This window comes from Propionivibrio soli, assembly GCF_025770765.1.
Taxonomy (GTDB): domain Bacteria; phylum Pseudomonadota; class Gammaproteobacteria; order Burkholderiales; family Rhodocyclaceae; genus Propionivibrio; species Propionivibrio soli.
Genome location: NZ_JANZKY010000003.1, coordinates 190,049 through 211,489 on the forward strand (window position 1 = coordinate 190,049; position 21,441 = coordinate 211,489).

The 21,441-nt window shown below is 62.2% G+C and carries 19 protein-coding genes; 7 read left to right on the plus strand and 12 right to left on the minus strand.

Annotated features, from left to right (window positions below; all coding sequences use genetic code 11):
* Positions 1-5 precede the first annotated feature (5 nt).
* A complete protein-coding gene (locus NZ453_RS04580) occupies positions 6-623 on the plus strand; it encodes a DNA-3-methyladenine glycosylase family protein (RefSeq protein ID WP_263769210.1) in 618 nt (205 codons plus the stop codon).
* Positions 624-653: 30 nt separating this feature from the next.
* Here the strand turns inward: NZ453_RS04580 and NZ453_RS04585 are convergent, their stop codons facing one another.
* Positions 654-1,556 carry a LysR substrate-binding domain-containing protein gene (locus NZ453_RS04585; protein WP_263769211.1) on the minus strand — a complete coding sequence of 301 codons (903 nt, stop codon included), beginning with the start codon at positions 1,554-1,556 and terminating at the stop codon, positions 654-656.
* Positions 1,557-1,633: 77 nt separating this feature from the next.
* On the opposite strand from NZ453_RS04585, the gene NZ453_RS04590 reads away from it, so the two are divergent.
* The 5 genes from NZ453_RS04590 (at position 1,634) to NZ453_RS04610 (ending at position 7,440) form a co-directional block, all read left to right on the plus strand.
* Complete coding sequence (locus NZ453_RS04590; RefSeq protein ID WP_263769214.1) at positions 1,634-2,626, plus strand: DMT family transporter; 993 nt, start codon at positions 1,634-1,636, stop codon at positions 2,624-2,626.
* A 130-nt stretch (positions 2,627-2,756) separates the two neighbouring features.
* Positions 2,757-3,725: an acetyl-CoA carboxylase carboxyltransferase subunit alpha gene (locus NZ453_RS04595; protein ID WP_263769215.1), complete on the plus strand. Its 969-nt coding sequence runs from the start codon at positions 2,757-2,759 to the stop codon at positions 3,723-3,725.
* Positions 3,694-5,112, plus strand: coding sequence for a tRNA lysidine(34) synthetase TilS (gene tilS, locus NZ453_RS04600; RefSeq protein ID WP_263769216.1), 1,419 nt, complete (start codon positions 3,694-3,696; stop codon positions 5,110-5,112). The genes NZ453_RS04595 and tilS overlap by 32 nt, the downstream gene beginning before the upstream one ends.
* Before the next feature lie 54 nt (positions 5,113-5,166).
* Positions 5,167-6,042: an alpha/beta fold hydrolase gene (locus NZ453_RS04605; protein ID WP_263769217.1), complete on the plus strand. Its 876-nt coding sequence runs from the start codon at positions 5,167-5,169 to the stop codon at positions 6,040-6,042.
* Between the two features lie 231 nt (positions 6,043-6,273).
* On the plus strand, positions 6,274-7,440 hold the full coding sequence (locus NZ453_RS04610; RefSeq protein ID WP_263769219.1) for a metallophosphoesterase: 1,167 nt from the start codon (positions 6,274-6,276) through the stop codon (positions 7,438-7,440).
* Positions 7,441-7,477: 37 nt separating this feature from the next.
* Here NZ453_RS04610 and NZ453_RS04615 read toward each other — a convergent pair whose 3' ends face one another.
* From NZ453_RS04615 to NZ453_RS04645, 7 genes are all read right to left on the minus strand, one after another.
* Positions 7,478-8,218 carry a pseudouridine synthase gene (locus NZ453_RS04615; protein WP_263769220.1) on the minus strand — a complete coding sequence of 247 codons (741 nt, stop codon included), beginning with the start codon at positions 8,216-8,218 and terminating at the stop codon, positions 7,478-7,480.
* Positions 8,215-8,544: a YchJ family protein gene (locus tag NZ453_RS04620; protein ID WP_338051141.1), complete on the minus strand. Its 330-nt coding sequence runs from the start codon at positions 8,542-8,544 to the stop codon at positions 8,215-8,217. Before NZ453_RS04620 ends, NZ453_RS04615 begins: the two co-directional genes overlap by 4 nt.
* 113 nt (positions 8,545-8,657) lie before the next feature.
* Entirely contained in the window at positions 8,658-9,371 is a 714-nt protein-coding gene (locus tag NZ453_RS04625) for a FadR/GntR family transcriptional regulator (protein ID WP_263769222.1), read from the minus strand.
* 8 nt (positions 9,372-9,379) lie between these two features.
* A complete protein-coding gene (locus NZ453_RS04630; RefSeq protein WP_263769223.1) occupies positions 9,380-10,108 on the minus strand; it encodes a FadR/GntR family transcriptional regulator in 729 nt (242 codons plus the stop codon).
* 66 nt (positions 10,109-10,174) lie between these two features.
* Entirely contained in the window at positions 10,175-10,654 is a 480-nt protein-coding gene (locus tag NZ453_RS04635; protein ID WP_263769224.1) for a copper chaperone PCu(A)C, read from the minus strand.
* Between the two features lie 57 nt (positions 10,655-10,711).
* A complete protein-coding gene (locus tag NZ453_RS04640; RefSeq protein ID WP_263769225.1) occupies positions 10,712-11,332 on the minus strand; it encodes an SCO family protein in 621 nt (206 codons plus the stop codon).
* Between the two features lie 13 nt (positions 11,333-11,345).
* Positions 11,346-11,819 carry a hypothetical protein gene (locus tag NZ453_RS04645; protein WP_263769226.1) on the minus strand — a complete coding sequence of 158 codons (474 nt, stop codon included), beginning with the start codon at positions 11,817-11,819 and terminating at the stop codon, positions 11,346-11,348.
* Between the two features lie 385 nt (positions 11,820-12,204).
* On the opposite strand from NZ453_RS04645, the gene ahbB reads away from it, so the two are divergent.
* Positions 12,205-13,176, plus strand: a complete 972-nt coding sequence (ahbB, locus tag NZ453_RS04650) for a siroheme decarboxylase subunit beta (RefSeq protein ID WP_263769227.1) — start codon at positions 12,205-12,207, stop codon at positions 13,174-13,176.
* A 379-nt stretch (positions 13,177-13,555) separates the two neighbouring features.
* Here ahbB and cphA read toward each other — a convergent pair whose 3' ends face one another.
* From cphA to NZ453_RS04670, 4 genes are all read right to left on the minus strand, one after another.
* Positions 13,556-16,138, minus strand: a complete 2,583-nt coding sequence (cphA, locus tag NZ453_RS04655) for a cyanophycin synthetase (RefSeq protein ID WP_263769228.1) — start codon at positions 16,136-16,138, stop codon at positions 13,556-13,558.
* A 73-nt stretch (positions 16,139-16,211) separates the two neighbouring features.
* The gene (locus tag NZ453_RS04660) at positions 16,212-18,383 is read right to left on the minus strand and encodes a cyanophycin synthetase (RefSeq protein ID WP_263769229.1); all 2,172 of its coding nucleotides are present in this window, start codon (positions 18,381-18,383) and stop codon (positions 16,212-16,214) included.
* A gap of 129 nt (positions 18,384-18,512) precedes the next feature.
* Entirely contained in the window at positions 18,513-18,986 is a 474-nt protein-coding gene (locus NZ453_RS04665; protein WP_263769230.1) for a cyanophycin metabolism-associated DUF1854 family protein, read from the minus strand.
* The gene (locus NZ453_RS04670; protein ID WP_275983057.1) at positions 18,983-21,334 is read right to left on the minus strand and encodes a cyanophycin metabolism-associated ABC transporter; all 2,352 of its coding nucleotides are present in this window, start codon (positions 21,332-21,334) and stop codon (positions 18,983-18,985) included. The genes NZ453_RS04665 and NZ453_RS04670 overlap by 4 nt, the downstream gene beginning before the upstream one ends.
* Positions 21,335-21,441: the final 107 nt, after the last annotated feature.

Sequence of the window (21,441 nt, forward strand, 5' to 3'; positions counted from 1 at the left end):
GCTTCATGCTCCCAAGCTACTGGCAACAAGCCGCTTCCGAAATCTCGCGATCCGATCGCGTGATGGCCGAGATCGTTGCGCGTTACCCCGGTCGAGGGCTCATTTCGCGCGGCGACCCGTTTGGCACGCTCGCGCGCTCGATCGTCGGACAGCAGATTTCCGTGAAGGCTGCTGATAGCGTTTGGGCGCGCTTTGTCGCCGCTTTGCCCGCCGTGACGCCGGCTAACGTGCTCGCCTGCCAAACTGAAGTTTTGCGCGCCTGCGGGTTGTCGGCCCGCAAGGTCGAGTATATCGGCGACCTCGCGCGGCATTTCGCCGAGGGGCAGATTCACGTCGATCACTGGGCCTCGATGAGCGATGCAGAAATCATCGCCGAACTGACGGCTGTCCGCGGTATCGGAGTGTGGACGGCCGAAATGTTCCTTATTTTCAATCAGCTTCGCCCGGACGTTTTTCCGGTGGACGACATCGGTCTGCAGAAGGCCGTCGCCCTGCATTATTTCGATGGGCAACGGCCGGCGCGGACAGCCTTGCTGGAGCATGGCGAGCGCTGGCGGCCATGGCGCTCGGTGGCCACGTGGTACCTCTGGCGCAGCCTCGATCCACTCCCGGTTGATTATTGACTGGACGGGTTCGCCCACCGACCGTAAGCGCTAATTAGGCACTTTCGAAGAGGCGCGTATGCGCTCCAGCAAAGCGGCAACGGCGGCCGAACGTTCAAAGCGCCGATGGATCACGGCCAGTTGCGAACGCGCTTCGGTATCCTCGAGGGGGAGATAGCAGACGCCGGGCAATTGCAGATGACTGATCGTCTCGGCGACAAGACTTACGCCAAAGCCGGCACCGACGAGGCTGATCAGCGTACCGATTTCGCATACGCGTTGCGCGATCAGCGGCTCAAAGCCGGCGCCGCGGCACTCGCGCAGCAGTATCTCGCCCATCCCGGCGCCCGGTGGGTCCTCGAAAGCCACGAAGGTCTCCTCGGCCAGGTCGCGCAAGTGGATCGACGTCTCGTGGGCGAGCGGGTGAGTGGAAGGCAGAACTGCCACCGACTTCTGGGTGGAGAGCGTGAAGCAGTCGAGGTTGTCCGGCATGTCGGAAGGCAGCGGCGTACGGATGATCGCCATGTCGAGTTGGCGGTTGTGCACCGCTTCGATCTGGGTCAGGATGCGCATTTCATGCAAGGACAGCTGAATCCCCGGGTGCTCATTGCGGTACTCGTTGAGCAGGTGCGGGAAGTCCGGGTCGAACACCACTGAACCGACGATGCCGATGTCGATACGGCCGGCTTCGCCGCGTGCCGTATCGCGCGCGATCCGTTCTGCCTTGGCGGCGAGATCGATCGTCGCGCGCGCTTCGCGTAGGAAGGCGTTTCCCGCTTCCGTCAGTTCGACGCGGCGGTTGGCGCGATGAAACAGCCGCGCTCCTAAGCGCTCCTCAAGCGCTCTTATTTGCTGGCTCAGTGCCGGTTGGGCAATGCCGAGCCGCTCGGCCGCGCGGGCGAAATGCAATTCCTCGGCCGTGGTAACGAAATAGCGGAACTGCCTTAAGCTCATGACGCACTTTCAATAAGAAAAACGTATTAATTCTGTGGTGACGATAGGATTGATGCGGATTATAGACTGCGGCGACAATGGCGCTTCAAAAAAAGCGTGTTCGGCGACGCCTTTTCTGGCCAAAGTCGCGAACACCGGTTTTCGGAGCAACTATCCTGGATTCGCATCCTTTTTTCTCCAACCGCAAGGCCTTGTTCGTCCTCGCGACGTTGTGCTGTGTCCTTTGGGGCAGTTCGTTCCCGGCGATCAAGGCAGGTTATGCGCTGTTCGACATCGTTCCCGGCGACATCGCCAGCAAATTCGTCTTCGCCGGGTGGCGCTTCACGCTGGCCGGCCTGGCGTTGGTCGCGTACACGGCTGCGTCGGGCAAGGTCAGCATTCGTATCGACCGGCGGACCTTGGGTGAGGTGGCTTTGCTCGGCGTCCTGCAGACCTCGGTGATGTACACCTTCTTCTATCTCGGACTCGCCTATACCACGGGCGTAAAGGGTTCCGTGTTGAACGGGTCGGTGACGTTCTTCGGTGTGCTTCTGGCGCACTTTCTGTACCGGAACGACCGTTTGTCGTGGCGCAAGAGCGCCGGGTGCATCGTAGGCTTTGCCGGCGTGCTCGTTGTCAATTTCGGCAAGGATCTGCTCGACTTTTCGTTTACCTGGATCGGCGAGGGCAGCGTCATTCTTGCCGCGTTCCTGATGGCGGTCGGGATGGTCTATGGCAAAAACATTTCGCGGCGCATGGACGCGGCGCTGATGACCGGCTATCAGCTCGCCATCGGCGGGGCAGTCCTGCTCGTGGCCGGCTATGCGCTGGGCGGCGGCTTGGCCGCGCTCACGGTGAACTCGGCCCTGCTGATGACCTACATGATCTTCAATTCGTCGGCTGCCCAGGCGCTGTGGGGCGTTCTGCTCAAATACAACCGCGTGACGATGGTCAGCATCTTCAACTTTCTGGTGCCGATCTTCGGTGCTCTGTTGTCTGCCCTGTTCCTCGGCGAAAGCGTCTTCGAATGGAAGAACGTGCTGGCGCTGATCCTCGTCTGTTCGGGCATCTGGCTGGTGACCAAGGAGTAATGACGAAGGGGTAACCGGTACCTGATTCAAGTAAAGGCTGAACGGGCCATCCCGTCCGTAATCGGCCCTCGGCGGCCGGTTTCCGGCTTTGGAGTAAAATGGCCGTCGATCCATTACCGGCCCACGCCTGATGAAAACAAGCTTCCTCGACTTTGAGCAGCCGATTGCCGATCTGGAAAGCAAGATCGAAACGCTGCGCTTCGCTCAGGACGATTCGGCGGTCGATATTTCGGAAGAAATCGCCCGCCTGGAGAAAAAAGGCCAGACCCTGACCAAAGAGGTCTACGCCAAGCTGTCGCCGTGGCAGATCGCGCAAGTCGCGCGTCATCCACAACGCCCCTACACCCTCGACTACGTACGGCTCATCTTCACCGATTTCGAAGAGTTGCATGGCGATCGCGCTTTCGCAGACGATCATGCGGTCGTCGGCGGGCTGGCGCGCTTCAACGGCCAGTCCGTGATGGTGATCGGGCACCAGAAGGGCAGCGACACCAAGGAGAAGATTTACCGTAACTTCGGCATGCCGCGCCCGGAAGGGTATCGCAAGGCGTTGCGTCTGATGCACCTTGCCGAGAAGTTTGGCATCCCGGTCATGACGTTCATCGATACGCCCGGTGCCTATCCGGGAATCGACGCCGAGGAACGTGGGCAGTCCGAAGCGATCGGACGCAACCTGTATGAGATGGCCGAGCTGAAGACGCCGATCATCGTCACCGTGATCGGCGAGGGAGGGTCCGGGGGGGCGCTGGCGATCGGCATCGGCGACGTGGTGCAGATGTTGCAGTACTCGACCTACTCGGTGATCTCGCCCGAAGGCTGCGCGTCCATTCTGTGGAAGAGCGCCGAAAAGGCCAGTGAGGCGGCCGAGATCATGGGCATCACGGCGACCCGGCTGAAATCGCTCGGCTTGATCGACAAAGTCGTGAACGAGCCGATTGGCGGCGCACATCGCGATCCTGCCGCGATGGCTCAGAATCTCAAGAAAGCTCTGCAGGATGCGTTGAAGAACGTTTCGGGGTTGTCCACGAGCGAGCTTCTTGAAGCACGCTTCAAACGTCTGATGGCCTATGGCCGCGTCAAAGAACAACCACTGCCTTGAATCTTCGCGCGCGCAGCCGGAAGGCTCGCCGTCCCTGATCGAATCCGTCGCCGCGTTCATCTCTCCGCGGCTTGTTCGTGGCCAACGGATATGCGTGGCGCTATCCGGCGGCCGGGATTCGGTCGTCCTGTTGCATGCGATGGCGCACATCGTCGCGCGCGACGACCGATGCTCGGCGCTTTCCGCGCTGCACGTTCACCATGGAATCAGCCCAAACGCAGACGAGTGGGCGCGTTTTTGCGCGGAACTGTGCGGCAATCTTGGCGTGCCGCTGTGCGTCGTGCACGTCGAAGTGCCGCGGGCGAGTCGCGAAGGCCTTGAGGGGGCCGCGAGGCGCCTCCGCCATGGAGAGTTTGCCAAGGCCGATGCCGAATGGCTGGCGCTCGGGCACCATCGCGACGACCAGGCGGAGACGGTTCTCCTCAATCTGCTGCGCGGAGCGGGCGTCGCCGGTGCGGCGGGGATGCTGAGCGAGCGCACGCAGCAACGCGGGCCGACACTGGTGCGGCCGCTTCTCGGCGTTCCGCGTGACAGGATCGCCGCGTACGCCGCGGACCACGGATTGCGGTGGATCGATGACGAGAGCAATGACGACCATCGTTTCCGGCGCAACTATCTGCGTGGTGAAATCCTGCCCGCGCTTGAGCGCCACTTTCCCGGAGCAGGCCGGTCGCTGGCGCGGGCGGCCGGACACTTTGCCGAAGCGTCGACGCTGCTCGACGACCTGGCACAAATCGACCGTACGGCCGTTATCGCGCCGAGTGGCCGGCTCGGGCTTGCTGCCTTCAACGAATTGCCCGCTGCGCGTGCGCGAAATCTCCTACGTTACGTCTGGGTGGCGGCGGGGTTGCGGGCTCCCGATACCGCCTGGCTGGACGAAGCGTTGCGGCAACTGACCCGGACCCGCCTCGGCGCCTCCACATGCGTCGCAACGCCCGAAGGTGCGTTGCGTGTTTATCGCGAGGAACTCTACGTCGTGCCGCGCGTCGAGAAGAGCGTAGAAGCGGTGCGTTGGCAGGGAGAAGCCACATTGCCCTGGGGGGGAGGGTGCGTCCGCCTGGAACGTACGGAAGGCGCTGGGATCAGCGAAAGCGCGATCGCGGCAGATGCCGTGTGGTTGCGCCCGCGTCAAGGCGGGGAACATCTGCAGCCGCAGCTTGCACGGCCGCGCCGGAGCCTGCGCAACCTTCTTCAGGAAAGCGGCGTTCCTCCTTGGGAGCGCCCGCTTTTGCCGTACTTATGGTGCGGCGATCGCCTCGCCTGGGTCGGCGATCTCGGTGTCGACGCCGCGTTTGCCTGTGGGCCAGGCGAACCGGGTGTCTTGCCTGTCTGGGAGAGGGCAGGCCAGTTGTCGGCTACGGGTAGGGGCATCGAACAGCACGAGTGACGCAAGTGCGCGATAAGGATGGATGAGGGCAGAACGCCCGGAACGAGGCAACGTATGGCATACAGCAGATCGAGAACCGAGAAGGTCGACGTGCGTGGCGTCCGATACAACGTCCGTCACTGGGGACCGGCCGATGCGCCGGTGGTGTTTTTCCTGCACGGCTGGATGGATTGTTCGCCGACCTTTCAGTTTCTGGTGGATGCGTTGAGCCAACCGTGGCACGTCATCGCTCCCGACTGGCGCGGGTACGGCGAGTCCGAATGGCTCTCGCGTCCCTACTGGCACGCGGATTACTACGCCGACCTCGATTGTTTGCTCGACCACTACTCGCCCGGACGGCCGGCCCGGATCGTCGGCCACAGCATGGGTGCGAACATCTCTGCAGTTTATGCCGGCGTGCGCCCGCAGAGGGTCGCGCAACTCGTGATGCTCGATTTCCTCGGACTCAAACCGCCGGTGGATGACGATTCCCCGGCATTGATCAGCAAGTGGCTCCATAACGTCCAGGAACAACCGCGGCTGAGCGTCTTCAATAGCAGCGAGGCGCTTGCCGCTCGCCTGATGGATCTCAATCCGCGGCTTACCGAGAGCCGTGCGGCGTTTCTTTCGTGGAATGTCAGCCGGGTACGGATGGGCAACGTGGTCGAAATGGCGTGCGACCCGTGGCATCGAGTTCCGTCGCCGAACGTCTACCGGATCGAGGATGCGATGGCGAGTTGGAGCCGCATCGAAGCGCCGGTCTTACTCCTCGTCGCGACCCACGGCTTCGTCAATCGCCGATTCGGCAACGAGCCCGAAGAGTTCGCGCGGCGTACTGGCGCGTTCAAGTGCTTGGAGATCGTGAACATTCCCGATTCCGGCCATAACGTCCAGCACGATCAGCCGGAGCGTGTCGCGGAAGCCATCGAGGCATTCCTTGCCAGGGATTGAGCGCAGCCACCACTCACGCCCAGGGAAAGGAACGCGACCGCCAAACGCGGTGCTGCGCGTCTCGTCCTCGCCGTTAGGGCATGTAGTCCATCTATCGTCGCCAGTCGGCAGATGAACGGTCACTGTTGTACAGCGGTCTATGTGGAGTGACGGCACGCCGAAATCCTTGCCCGTGGGCCGCGCCGACTTATCCGTATCCTGCCTGATTCTCTCAATAGAGTTCTTACCCCAATGCCTCCTCGACGTTTCATTCTCTTTGCCACTTCGCTGATCGCCGTTTTGCACGCCTACATCGGATTGCGCATCTTGCCCGACGCCCGAGTCGGCCTTGCCGCCACGGCGGCGGGGATCTTTTTCCTTGTCCTCTCCGCGCTGCTGATTCCTGTCGGGCTGCTGGCACGGGCGTTGCCGAGCCGGCTCGGAAAACAATACGGAAAGCTGGTGGGGTTGCTCGTCTGGCCGGGTTTGATCGCCATCGGGCTTTTCTCTTCGCTATTCGTCCTAACCCTCTTACGTGATGTAGCGCTCGTTCCGGCGCTGGTGTTCGTCGATGAGCCGACGCTATCCGCCTTTGTGCTGTACTCCGCCCGCACCGTCCCAGTATTAGCGTTGCTGCTCACTTCGATCGGCCTCTACAACGCGCGCCGTACGCCGGGCGTTGTTCATGTCGATATTCGTGTGCCACGTCTGCATGCATCGTTGCATGGGCTGACGATTACGCAGCTCTCCGATATTCACGTCGGCCCGACGATCGGGCGCCGCTTCATCGAGCGGATCGTCGAAAAGGTGAATGGAATCGAGAGCGACCTGATCGCGATTACCGGTGACCTCGTGGACGGCAGCGTCCGGGATCTGGCGGCGCATGTCGAGCCGTTGTCGGCGTTGAAGGCCAAGCACGGAACATATTTCGTGACGGGCAATCACGAGTACTACTCCGGTGCGGCGGCATGGGTGACCGAATTGCGGCGGCTCGGCCTACGGGTGTTGGAAAATGAGCATGTTGTGCTCGAACATCGCGGTGCGCCGCTGGTCGTTGCCGGCGTGACGGATTTCAGCGCACATCAATTCGACGAGCGCAAGCGCAGCGATCCGGCCGTCGCATTGCATGGGGCGCCGGAGGATGCCGTACTCCGCATTTTGTTGGCGCATCAGCCGCGCTCGGCGGACGCGGCCGAACGTGCTGGGTTCGATCTGCAGTTATCCGGCCATACCCATGGGGGACAGTTCCTGCCCTGGAACTTCTTCGTCCGCTTCCAGCAACCCTATGTTGCCGGCCTGCATCGGCTGCGCAACATGTGGATCTATATCAGCCGGGGAACCGGCTACTGGGGACCGCCGAAACGTCTGGGCGCCCCCGCCGAAATCACTCGGTTGCGCCTGCTTGCTGTTGATGCCTGATTCGCGGGGCGTGTTGCCACAAAACCGCAGCGCTGAGTCAGTCGCCCGGCGGCATCACACTTTTCCAGCCCAGTTGATCGGCAACCAAGGAGAAATCGGGTGTCAGCGCGGCGCGCAGTTCGAGCGGCCGGCCCGTTACCGGGTGGGATAGGCGAATGGAGGTGCAGGCGAGAAGGAGCCGGCGGCAACCGAACAGATCCTGGAACAATCGATTGTGCCGCCCCTTGCCGTAAGTGGCATCGCCAATGATCGGGTGGGAAATGAACTTCATGTGTCGGCGCAATTGATGTCGGCGGCCTGTTTCGGGCAGGAGTTCGACCAGCGCATAGCGGCTCGTGGAATATGCGTCGACGCGATACGGCAACTCGACGGTGGCCAGGCGGCGAAAGCCCGTGGCCGCCGGTTGCGCGGCGCCAGGCCCGCCGATGGGGGCATCGTACTCGTCGACGACGCGGGTAAGCGCATGGTTGATACGGCCTGCTTCGTCCGGGTATCCACGCACGATGGCTAAGTAGCGCTTCTCGACCTTCTGCGCGGTGAGCTGCCCTCCCAGTTGGGCATTGACCTCCGGGGTCAAGGCGAAGAGAAGCACGCCGGACGTTCCCCGGTCGAGACGATGGGCAGGGTACACCCGGCGTCCGATCTGGTCGCGCAGCATCTGTACAGCGAAGCGCGTTTCCCGGCGGTCGATGGAGCTGCGATGGACTAGCAGGCCGGAGGGCTTGTTGACCGCGATCAGGTATTCGTCTCGGTAGATGACGATCAGTTCGTCTTTCACTCTTGCTCCGCCGTTCGCGGTGCGGCGTGCATGTCGCCCTCAACGTAGCACCAACAGCCCCCCTCGCGCACGAAACGGCTGGTCTCATGCATACGATGTGCTCGGCCGCCAACCTTGTAGCGGGCCACGAACTCGACAATGGCGGTATCGGGGGTCGCGGACTCCGTTCGCTTTATTTCAAGCCCAAGCCAGCGCGTACCGTCAGCAGAAAGGCCGAGCGACGTTGGGCGGGTGTTCGGATGCCACGTGGAGAGTAGATACGGTTCCAATTGCAGCACGTAGCCGCTGTAGCGCGACCGCATCAAGGCTTCGGCGTCGGGTGCCAAGGCTCCGGCGTGATAACGCCCGCAACACGCGGCATACTTCGTGCGCCCGCAAGGACAAGGATCGTCGGGAGACGGCAAGAGGCCGTCGTTCGGCGCACTTTTAGAGCGGCGACTCAAGGTTCCTGCCAGTTGGAAACGAAGCGGGTGCGCACATTCTTCAAGTGTCTATGCATTGCGGCGCGCGCGGCCTTCGTGTCGCCGGCCTTGATTGCTTCGAGAATCTCCCGGTGCTCGAGGATCGCACGCTGCCATACATGCTCATTATGGAAGTGGTCTTCCAGGCACAGGTAGAGCGGTTGCTCGCGCGTCGTCCAGAGCGCCTGCATGACAAGAGCTAGGGCACTGTTGCCTGACGCCTCGGCGATGGCGAAGTGGAATTGGCGGTCATATTGCAGCCGCCGATTGTCTCCTGCCGAGCAGACGACCATGTCAGACAGGGCGTCGGCAATCGCGGTGATCTTCGCCGGCGTCGCATTCTTCGCGGCGAGTGCAGCGACATCGGGTTCGATCAAATCGCGGGCAGCAAGGATCTCGAATGGCCCTGGCATGGGCGTGACGCTCGTGCCATTGATTCCGGAGGAGGTATGCTCGCTTGCCCGTTCAAGGACGAACACCCCGGCACCGCCGCGGATTTCCACACGCCCCTCGACTTCAAGCGCGATCAGCGCTTCCCGTACCGTTGGCCGGCTGACACTGAGTTGGTCGGCGAGCGCGCGTTCGGCGGGCAGCCGTTCACCCGGGCGGTATTCTCCCGAGTCGATGACGCGGGCAATCTGGTCCGCGATCTGGCGGTACAGGCGACGGGTTTCGATCGATTGGATGGGCACGGTCTTCCTCAGGACTCTTGCCAGTTGGATATGTAGCGGCGGCGAGCGTTGTTCAGATGCCGGTGCATCGCGGCGCGAGCCGCCTTGGCGTCACCGCGTTTGACCGCTTCGAGAATCTCGCGGTGCTCGATGATGGCGCGCTGCCAGACGGCTTCGTTATGAAAGTGGTCCTGCAGACGAATGTACAGAGGGTCCGCCCGCATCACCCAGAGAATCTCTACAGTATGGACAAGCGCCGTGTTGCCGGTGGCTTCGGCGAGACTGAAATGGAACTGGTGGTCGAGTTCAAGGTGTTTCGGATCGCCGGCGGAGCAGCAGACCATGTCGCCTAACGCACGTGCCATTACCGATATCGATTCGGGTGTCGCGTGCTTGGCGGCCAACGATGCGACCTCCTGTTCGATCAGGTCGCGCGCATACAGGACCTCGAGCGGGCCTGGGGGCGGAAGGTTACCGAGTCGCGACGAAAACGACGAAGGCGCTTTGTCCTCCGGATGCGGATCGCTACGTTCCGCGACAAAAACGCCTGTGCCGCCACGGATGTCGACCCATCCCTCGACTTCCAAGGCGATCAGTGCTTCACGTACGCTCGGTCGGCTGACGCTGAACTGTGCCGCGAGCAGGCGTTCCGGGGGAAGGCGCTCGCCGGGCTTGTACTCGCCAGCCTCGATCAGCCGGCTGATCTGGTCGGCGATCTGCCGATACAGGCGTCTGCTTTCAATGGTTTCGATCGGCATGATGGGTGCAACTTATTGTTCTGGTCTTCGATTCGTTAGGGAACGATCCGTCAAGCACCAGGAAACTCAGTGCTTCATTCCTCCGTGCGCCGCGGCAGGCATCGCAGGTGCTGACTGTATGCGGCGGACAGGAGCGGCAATGTGCTGGGTCGAGCCGTCATCAAACGTGAGATCGATCGGCACTTCGTCGCCTTCCTGAAGCGGCTTCGTCATGTCAATCAGCATGACATGGTAGCTGCCTGGCTTGAGTTCGGTGCGGCCACCCGCCTTGATCTCGATGTCCGGGACGGGGCGCATTTTCATGACGCCGTTTTCATTGAGATGGGTATGCAACTCGACGGTCTTGGCGGCAGGGCTTGCGGCACGGATGAGCTTGCGATCAGCGGCGCTACTGTTGGAAATGACCATGAACGCGCCGGTGGTCGGCGCGCCGGGCGGCACGAGACGAACATAGGGATCCTGGACCGCGATGCCGTCATCGGCATAGGTCGTGGGCGGCAATGTCGCGCACAGCAGCAGGCTCAGACCAATCAGTACTCGGCGCATCGTATTCCTCCTAGGAAACGTCACGGAGGACTTGGCCATGCTGCCTGACCGGTTTGCTCACTTCCGCAACGTACGGATCATATCAATGATCGCTTGGGGTGGCGAGCCGTGCGGCAACTGTGCAATCAGCTTCCCGCTGGCATCGATGACGTAGGTGAACGACGTGTGGTCGACGGAATACGGCTTGCCGTCGTCCGCCTTCTGTTTCATGTACCGAACGCCGTATTGCCGGGCTACCCGCGCGATATCGTCCACCGACCCCGTGACACCGACGATTTGAGGGTGAAAGAAGGGCGCATAGGCTTTCAACACGTCGGTCGTGTCGCGCTCAGGATCGACAGAGACGAATACGCCGGCGACACCGGCCTGCTCTTCCGGAGTCAGCATCGAAAACGCTTGTCCCATGGCCGACAAGGCCGTTGGGCAGACATCGGGACAGAACGTGTAGCCAAAATAGACCAGCACGATGCGGCCGCGATAATCGGCGAGCGATAACGGTCCTTGGGGTCCTTGCAAGGAAAAATCTCCACCGGGAGGCAGGGAGGGGGCATGAGACCCCGGCGTGTCGTTCGATGCGCGGTTAGCGGTATCCGTTGCCGGCGGTTGCCAGAAAAAGGCAAGCCAGACGAGTAGGACCCCCAGGATCAGCGCGCTCGCAATCAGGATACGCTGCTTCATTGATGAGCCCTTGTCAGGAACCGCCGTGCGCTGCAACATCGAAGTGGAAAGGCACGGCGAGGCGCTTCCCGTTTCGGGTAATGATGAACGTTGCTGCCCATTTCATCCTTCCCGTCACGCATACCGGGAGCATCGCTTGGCCCGTGAATCGCGAGCCGTTTGCCGTCAGCGGAGTTCGGTTATAGCCCATGTCCATGTCGACACCCTGAAAATCGACTTCCAATTTCTCCGCTTGGGTGTCGGATAGCTTTACTGATACAGCCAAGGGTTTGACAGCCGGGATTGGGCGCGGGGTGATGTCGACGACGATTTCGCCCGCTTCCGGCAGAGGCACCGTGCAAGTACTATTGTTCAGATCGCAGGCCGCCACCGGAAGCTCTAGATCAGGTGTCGGATGGGCGGCCTTCCAGTACTTGTAGGCGATAACAGTGATGACGGCGAGCGCTAAAACGGCAACGATGCAGACAAGGAATATCGGTTTGCGCATGCAGGTTAGTCAGCGTCGGTGGAATTTCAGGTAATTACGGGCTGGCGTATCGCCGATTTTCTATACAAATTCGGTTATGGGCGTTGTTTCGGATGGTCTCCATGTCCGAATCTAGAAGCGTGTACCCCTTAAGTCAACGACTCCGAGGTATATAGCGGAAGGCGGGCGAGAGGCCGCACGAACAGGTGCTTCGCCCCGGCTAACGGCGGTTGTTCTTATCCGATAGGCATGGAACTTGCGGCAGACGTGACGCGAACGGGTTGTTCGTCTACGATACTCGCCGCTTTCACGCGAAACTGACGTCGGCTGGCGGATGAGGATTGGGTTTGGCGGCTTCCGCTTCGATGTTGCGACGTTGCACCGAGGAAACGAAATCCAGCTATTCATGGAAAACGCACTCGACTCTCATCTGCTGAACGATTTTCAACGCGATTTTCCGCTTTGCCCGGCTCCTTTTGCCGAGTTGGCGGCGAAGCTCGGTGTGGCGGAGAAAGCGGTTCTCGCGATGCTTGAGCAATTGCGCCGAGACGGCAAGATTTCGCGAGTAGGCGCCGTTTTTGCGCCAAAGCGGATCGGCGCCTCAACCTTGGTGGCGATGGCCGTGCCGGAAGAGAAAGCGGGCATCGTCAAGGACGCAGTCAATCGTTTCCCTGAAGTCACGCACAACTACGAACGCGAGCATCGCTACAACCTCTGGTTCGTGGTGACCGCCGGGTCGGACGGCAGGCTACAAGCCGCGCTTGGGGCAATTGCCCGTGCCGCCGGTTATCCGCTCGTTGCGCTGCCTTTGGTTCAGGAATACCAGGTTGAACCCGAATCCGTGACCGAACCGCCCGCTACGGCGGCGAATACGGGGACCCCGCACGTGCGGGCCGAAACCTTCTCGCCGCCCCGGCCTCTGGACGAATTGGATCGCCGGCTGGTCGTGGCTTTGCAGGAGGGTATCCCGCTCTTCATCCGGCCGTTCTCGGTGCTTGCCAGCCGGGTCGGCTGTGACGAGAGCGAGGTCATCGAACGGGTACGCAGTTGGAGCGATGAGGGGTTGATTAAGCGTTTCGGGGTGGTCGTGCGCCAGCCCGAGCCAGCCGTCGGCGTGGACGCGCTCCTTGTGCATGACGTGCCGGATCAGGAGGCGGAGGTCATCGGTGAAAGGTTGGCCGCCGAACCCGGCGTATCCCTTTGTGCGCAACGTCAACGCGCTTTACCCGGCTGGCCTTACAACCTTTTCTGCATGGTTCACGGAAGCTCGCGGGATGAGGTCATGGACAAGATTGCCGGCCTCCGCGATCGCCTGGCGCTTTCGCGCTATCCGAGCGACGTTCTGTTCTCGCGCGAGCGGCGAAAATCCGCACGGTGATCGATGGTCAGTTGTGAACTTTTTCCTTGCCGGTCATCGCGTCGCGCCCTACAGTAACGTATCGCGTTAGGACCGGATGCAGACCGATGTCCGCAGGCAATGATTCTCTGGAATTGATTGACGATCTCGAACACTGCGCGGTCTGCCAGCACAGTGTCGACGTCCGGGGAATGGCCCAGATCGTTTGCTTGGCGCACTTGGATATCCGGCAACCTACGCAAACCTCGGTTTGCAGCGAGTTCGAGCCGAAGCGAGGGAAAAAGCCGGCTATTCGGCTTGATTGATCCCGGGGCGTCAAGCTCGCCCGCCGTCCCCGCGGCAATTGACCCGACGGCCGAAAGACGATGGTCGCGCGGACTCGGATCCGGCGGCTCTTCCTTCAGGATTCAGCGACCCGCTTGGCAATGTGCGCGAGGGCTTCCTCCACCTGGTCGATGAGAATCAGGCAAATATCGTTGGGTTGTAGCGCCGCCATCGCTGTGTCGATCGCCACAAACTCGCCACGGATTTCTTGCACGTCCTTGGCTCGTTTTGCGTTTGCCAGCCCCTCGCGCAATAAGGCAAGCACCTCGCCGTCGGCGCGCCCGCGCTGGCATTGATCCTGATAGAGCACGATGCTGTCGAATGCGTCACCGAGGATTTCAGTCTGTTGGCGGATGTCCTCATCGCGCCGATCGCCAGCACCGCTGATGACAACTGAACGCCGGGCGCCAGCTTGCGTGGGCATAGCGTCAATCGCCTGCACGAGCGCGCGGATGGCGTCCGGGTTGTGCCCATAGTCGGCGATCAGCGTGGCTCCGCGGTACTGGAACAGGTTGAAGCGCCCAGGGGCCGATTGCGCGTCATTGACGAAGCCGGCGAGCCCGGCGCGGATTGCCGCCCATTCGAAGCCAAGCGCCCAGCCGGCGCCAATAGCCGCCATGGCATTCTCGATCTGGAAGCCGATGGTTCCGTTGGCGGTCACCGGAATGTGGGAAAGCGGCAGGCGTTCGGAGAATGAGCCTTCGGCGGCGACGATATCGTTGCCATCGAGGTAGATGATGCGCTTGCCCTGAGCGCGGTGCATCGCCATGACGGGATGGCTACGGTCCCGGGCGAAGAACGTTACCTTGCCGGGACAGGAGTCGGCCATGCGCGCAACCATCGGGTCGGCGGCGTTGAGTACCGCGACGCCGACATCTGGTTTCACGTTCTGCACGATGACGCGCTTAACGACCGAGAGGTCCTCGACCGTGCTGATGTAGGAAAGCCCGAGATGGTCGCCGGCGCCGATGTTGGTCACCACGGCGACGTCGCAGCGATCGAAGCCCAAGCCTTCGCGAAGTACGCCGCCGCGCGCCGTTTCAAGCACCGCCGCATCGACGTCCGGGTGAAAGAGAACGTTGCGCGCGCTTTTCGGGCCGCTGCAGTCGCCGGTGTCGATGCGCCGACCAGCGATGTAGACGCCGTCGGTGCTTGTCATCCCGACGCGCAGTCCGGTGTTGGCGAGAATGCTGGCGATCAGGCGCACGGTCGTTGTTTTTCCGTTGGTACCTGCCACGGCAACGAGTGGAATGCGGGCGTCGTCGCCCTCTTCGAACATGTTGGCGATGATCGCTTCGCCGACCGGTCGCCCCTTGCCGAACGATGGCTGCAGGTGCATGCGCAGCCCGGGGGCGGCATTCAGTTCGACGATTCCGCCGCCTTGCTCTTCGAGTGGGCGCAAGACGTTGTTGCAGACGATATCGACCCCGGCGATATCGAGACCGACCATCTGTGCCGCGGCTACGGCGCGAGCAGCAAAGTCCGGATGAACGTCGTCGGTCACGTCAGTGGCGGTACCGCCGGTCGAGAGATTGGCATTGTTGCGCAGGATGACGCGCTGTCCCTTGGCGGGTATCGAGTCCGCCGTCAGTCCGTCCTCGGCGAGGCGGGCGAGGGCGATGTCGTCGAAACGGATTTTCGTCAGCGAGGTGGCGTGGCCTGTACCCCGTCGCGGGTCCTTGTTGACCTGTTCGACGAGTTCGCGAACCGTGTGGACGCCGTCGCCGATGACCATCGGCGGTTCGCGGCGCGCCGCCGCGATGACTTTATCGCCGACAACGAGGATGCGGTGATCGTGGCCCTGGAGGTAGCGCTCGACGAGCACCTCGTCGCTGATCTTGAAGGCGGCCGCATAAGCCCTTTCGATTTGCTCGCGCGTCGTGAGGTTTACGGTGACCCCTTTGCCCTGGTTGCCATCCTGTGGCTTGACGACAATCGCGCCGCCGATTTCGCCGGCGGCCGCCCAGGCGTCTTCGGCGCTTGAGACCGGGCGGCCGACGGGAACAGGGACGCCGGCCGATTGCAGCAGCGTCTTCGTCAGTTCTTTATCTTGCGCAATCGATTCGGCAACGGCGCTTGTGCGATCGGTTTCCGCCGCCTGAATGCGCCGCTGTTTGCTGCCCCACCCGAACTGCACCATGCTGCCTTCGGTGAGGCGGCGGTAAGGAATGCCGCGGGCTACCGCCGCATAGACGATCGATCCGGTGCTCGGGCCGAGGCGGACATCTTCGTCGAGCTCGCGCAAGCGGGTCAGGGCCGATGCCACGTCGAAAGGCGCGTCGTCGACGGCGGCCTGGCACAGCTCGCGGGCAAGCTCGAACGCCAGCCGGCCGACGGCCTCTTCGCTGTACTCGACGACCACCTGATAGACGCCAGGCTCGGTCGTCTGCGCGGTGCGACTGAACGTTACCGGGCATCCCGCCTGAGCTTCAAGGCCCAGTGTCGCAAATTCGAGCGCGTGCGCCATTGAAACGACATCGCCGCTCGCGACGGGCTGCAGTAGGGCGATCTCTGGGAAGCGTTCGCGCAGGCGTGCTTCGAATCCCGGGATATTGCTGATGTCGCGTTCGTCTTCCGCGCATGAAACGATGGCTTCGATGGCGGTGTGGCGGCTCCACAGGTTTGGGCCGCGCAGCGCCCGAATGCGTGATACGTCCATATCCGATTTCCTTGTGTCTTTCGGTTACTCCGGATGTCGGTCATCCGTGTTCTGGCTCATGCCGGCGCGGATTTCAGTCGGCGAAGAAGGTTTCGATTCCGGTGCGCATGACGTCGAGCGAAACGTCCAGCGCCCAGGCGGCGGCTACGGCCGCCAGCACGTTCTCGATCTGGGCCTTGTCGTTTCCGCCGCCGGTCAGCGGAATGTCGGCAAGCCGCGCCAACGATTGTTCCCCTTGGCCGCTGGCGAGCATGACGTGTCCGTAACGCACGATCACGGCCCGCTTGCCCTGTTCGCGGTGCGCCGCGATGGCCGGCAAGTCCGGGTCGGCGGCGAAGTAGATTACCTCGCCATCGCACAACGATGCCATTTCGACGAGCATGGGCTCGCGGGCGTTGAGCACTGCGGCACCGCCAGGCAGCACGAGATCCACCTGTGTCCGCAAGACCGTGAATACGTTTTCCGGGGTTTCGACGTAGAAGCGGCCGGTATGGCGGGCGACGTCAACGTTCGTAACGATGCCGATCTGGCAGCGATCGTATGCGAGGCCCTTGCCGAGAATCTCATCCGTGCCGTTTTCAAAAACCGCGGCCTCGATCGCGCGGTTCATCAGAATGCGATGAGCGGCTTCCCATGTTGCGCGGTCTCCGGACTCCGAGCGGCGGCGATCCAGGTACAAGCCGTCGCTGCAAGCAAGCCCCGTGTGCTTTCCGGACAGCGTAAGCAGGCGAGCGACGAGGCGAGCGACCGTCGTCTTGCCGCAGCTCCCGGTAATACCGATGACGGGAACCCGGCCGTTGTCGCCGTTGGGGAACAGGTGATCGATGATGGCGCGCCCCACCGGGCGTGCTTCGCCCGTCGCCGGCTTGATGTGCATGAGCAAGCCTGGACCTGCGTTGACTTCGACGATGGCGCCGCGCTGTTCTTCGAGCGGGCGGGAGATGTCTTCACACACCAGATCGACACCGGCGATATCGAGGCCGACGATGCGCGCCGCCAGCGAAGCGGTTTCGGCCACGCTCGGGTGCACGGAGTCGGTGATGTCGCAGGTGTGATTTCCGGTGCGGATGATGAGCACTTCGCGTCCGGCCGGGGGGATCGAATCCGGCGTGAAACCCTGGCGCGTGACTTCATGCAGGGCAACGGGGTTCTCGCTGAGGACGACCACGTCGAGCGGAAACTCCTCGGCCGCACCTCGCCGCGGGTCGGAGTTGATTTGCAGGTCGATGAGTTCGTTGATGGTCGATTTGCCGTCGCCGACTACGGCCGCGGTTTCTCCGCGCGCGGCCGCGATCATGCGGCCGCCGACGATGAGCAGGCGATGCTCCGAGCCGCGAATGAAACGTTCAACGATGACGCCGCTGCCTTCTTCCAGGGCAGCGGCGTAGGCGCTTTCGACTTCCTCGCGCGTCATCAGATTGGTGAACACGCCACGTCCGTGATTGCCGTCGGTCGGTTTGACGACGACCGGCAGGCCGATATCCTCGGCAGCCGCCCACGCATCTTCGGCGCTGTCGACAATGCGGCCCTCGGGAATCGGCACGCCGCAAGATTGGAGCAGGTTTTTCGTCAGATCTTTGTCGCGGGAGATCGTCTCGGCGATCGCGCTCGTGCGGTCGGTTTCTGCGGTCCAGATGCGCCGGCTGCGGACGCCGTAGCCGAGCTGGACGAGGTTCCCGTCAGCGAGGAGGCGGATGGCGGGGATACGCCGTTCCTTGCTGGTCGCCGCCTCGACAATGCAGCCGGTGCTGGGACCCAGCAGCTTGCGCTCGGCCATATCGCGCAAACGCTCCACCGTCGCAGGAACGTCGAAGGGGCGGTCCTCGATGGCCGCCATGACGAGTTCGCGACCCGCTTCCAGGCAGGCGCGCGTGACTTCCTCGTGCCAGGCGCGGATGACGACCTTGTACACACCGGTCAGATGCGTCTGCCGCGCCTTGCCGAAGCCGCCCGGCATGCCGGCGAGGTTCTGCAGTTCGAGCGAAACGTGTTCCATGATATGCGCCGGCCACGTGCCTTCTTCCAAGCGACGCAGGAAACCGCCGCGCTCACCGTAGCTGCAACGGTGCTCGATCAGGGTGGGCAGAAAGGCTTTCAGCCGGTCGACAAAACCGGGCAGGACATTCGACGGGCAGTCTTCCAGCGCGCCGATGTCGACCACGGCCTCGATGACTGGCCGGTACGTCCAAATATTCGGTCCGCGCAGGTAGCGGACTTCGAGAAACTTGATGTCTTTCGTTTTCATCGTCGATGGGGTGGCGAAGGGCGCCGGAAAGGGCTGATCAGGGGTTGTCTATTGACCCAATAACGCGGGTCGGCGGATTCGGCTGACGCTTGACCTTTGGACAGCCGATGACGGGGGAACATTCGAGGTTCAAAGGAAACGATCCAGGATCTTGCGGCTCTGCGTATCCAGCGCATACCGGTCGCGGATCAGGTAATGGATACCGTTGCTGTCGGCAATGAGCAATCCCGGCGAGGTAAGGCGGCGGATATCCTCTTCGCCCTTGAGCACGAGGTCGGTATCCCCATGATTCGTTTTGACCTTCCAGGTACTCGGTGTGGCAAAGCTCGAAACACTGAAGATGCACTCGATGACCGGCATGAATTCGCGGGCAGCAAGTTCGCTGGCAACGAGATCGCGCAAAGGCGAGGGAAGGTCGTCGAGCCGGTCGATCCACGCTAACTCATGGCCGTGCGGATCGACGAGGGCAATACCCTGGTCCGGGGCGCCGATCGGGAAAGCGCGTACCGGAACCACGCCCTCGTGCCGTTCGCCGTCCTCGGTGGTCAGCACGAGACGGCCGAAGGCATCGCGTTCGAGGCGGTAATCGGGCAAACCGGTCATTCGCGATCTCCTTCGTCCTTGCCGACGATTACCGGCGGGCGGGATTCGCCTTCGGAATCGACGTTGCGCGCCTGCGCCTGATAGAGGCGGTAGTAGTGGCCCTCACACGCCATCAATTCGTCGTGCGTGCCAACCTCGACGACGCTGCCACGATCGAGCACTACGAGCCGGTTGGCTTCACGCAAGGTGGACAGCCGGTGGGCGATGGCGATTGTCGTGCGTCCGCGCACAAGATTGTCGAGGGCCTTCTGAATTTCTTTCTCGGTCGTCGTATCGACCGACGATGTGGCTTCGTCGAGAATCAGGATCTTCGGGTCGATGAGTAGCGCGCGCGCGATTGAGATGCGTTGGCGTTCGCCGCCCGATAACGCCTGCCCGCGTTCGCCAACCAGCGAATCGTAACCGTGCGGCAGGCGCAGAATGAACTCATGGGCGTGCGCGGCACGCGCGGCGGCGACAATCTCCTCGCGTGTCGCATCCGGTTTGCCGTAGGCAATGTTCTCCGCGATGGTACCGAAAAACAGGAAGGGTTCCTGCAGCACGAGCCCGATGTGCCGACGGTACTCGGCGACGGGCAGCGAGCGGATATCCACGCCGTCGATCAGGATCGCGCCCTCGGTCACGTCGTAGAAACGGCAGATCAGGTTGACCATCGTGCTCTTGCCCGAGCCGCTATGGCCGACGAGGCCAACCATTTCGCCCGGCTCAATGGTCAGGCTGACATCGCGGGTGACGCTGCGCGTCCCGTAGCGGAAACCGACGCCGCGCAACTCGATGCGGCCGGTAACCGACGACAGATGCACGGGGTTGGCCGGTTCCGGCACGCTGGAAACATGATCGAGGACGTCGAAAATGCGCTTGGCGCCGGCGGCGGCCTTCTGGGTTACCGAGACAATCCTGCTCATCGAATCGAGGCGTGTATAGAAGCGTCCGATGTAGGCGAGGAAGGCGGTCAGCACGCCGACCGAAATGTCGTTTTGCGAGATCTGCCAGATGCCGAACGCCCAGATGATGAGCAGGCCGATCTCGGTGAGCAGCGTCACCGTCGGGCCAAAGAGCGACCAGACTTTGTTGACTTTGTCATTGACTTCCAGATTGTGCGCATTGGCGGCGCGGAAGCGGGCGGCTTCCCGCTGTTCCTGTGCGAAGGCCTTGACGACCCGGATGCCGGGGATCGTATCGGCTAGCACGTTGGTAACCTCGGCCCAGATGCGGTCGACGCGTTCGAAACCGGTGCGCAGCTTCTCGCGCACGGTATGGATCAGGAAGGCGATAACGGGCAGGGGCAGGAGCGTGACGAGCGCGAGCCAGTGGTTGATCGATGCCAGGATCACCGTGGTCATGGTGATCATCAACACGTCGGTGGCGAAATCGAGGAAGTGTAGTGAGATGAAGATGTTGATACGGTCGGTTTCCGAACCGATGCGCGCCATCAGGTCCCCCGTCCGCTTGCCACCGAAATACTCCTGCGACAGTTTCAGCAGGTGTTCGTAGGTAGTTGTGCGCAGGTCGGCACCGATGCGCTCCGAAACCAGCGCCAGGATGTACGTGCGTGCCCAACCGAGCACCCAGGCGAGAAGTGCGGCGCCGAGCAGCCCCGAAAGGTAGAGCGTGACGCGCCCGCGGTCGATCGGCATACCGTTTTGATAAGGGATCAACACCTTGTCCATCAACGGCATGGTCAGATACGGCGGCACCAGCGTCGCGGCTGTCGAAGCGAGCGAGAGCAGGAAACCGGCCAGCAAACGCCAACGGTACGGGCGGGCGAAGCGCCAAAGGCGGAACAGTGTCCAGGTCGAGGGCGGTGTGTGAATTTCCTTGCTGCATACAGGGCATTCCTCCTGCCCGGCGAGCAGCGGCGTTTCGCAGTTCGGGCACAGCGCCTGGGCCGGAGGAGGCGGCATTTGCTTCGTCAGCACGTAGGTAAGCTGACGGTCGAAATGCTCGATGAGTCGCCCGGCGGCGATATCGCTCCCAAGGGTATAGCGCCAGTGGGCGAGCCGCGAGGAGATGTCGAAAAGCTCCAGGGTACCGACACCCGCATGGTCACGTCGGGTGAGCCTCAGACCATCGCGAAAAGAGAAGCTCTGCCAGCCCTGTCCATGGGTACTCGCTTCGCCCGTATTTGAATTCCCGGGGGCGGCCAGCAAGCGGCGATCGGTCAGGACAACGATGCTTGAGGTGAAATGAAGCTGGGCGTCGAGGTCGATCTCCAGCCACGAAAGGATGCGCTCATCGGCCTCGAGTTGCGTGTCCACTTCCGTCCGCCAGTGCTCCGGAAACGGAAGGCTGGAAGCGTTGACGGCAGGCGGCGGTAGGGTTGAGGACGACGGGGAGCGGACAGTCATTATTCGCGTGTTATACAGGCGGCCCGATGCCACCGAAGGACGCGAGTATACCGCCTTGGCGCAAGGACCGCGAAGCGCGCGGAAGTCCCCGGCTTCTGCTTTCTCCT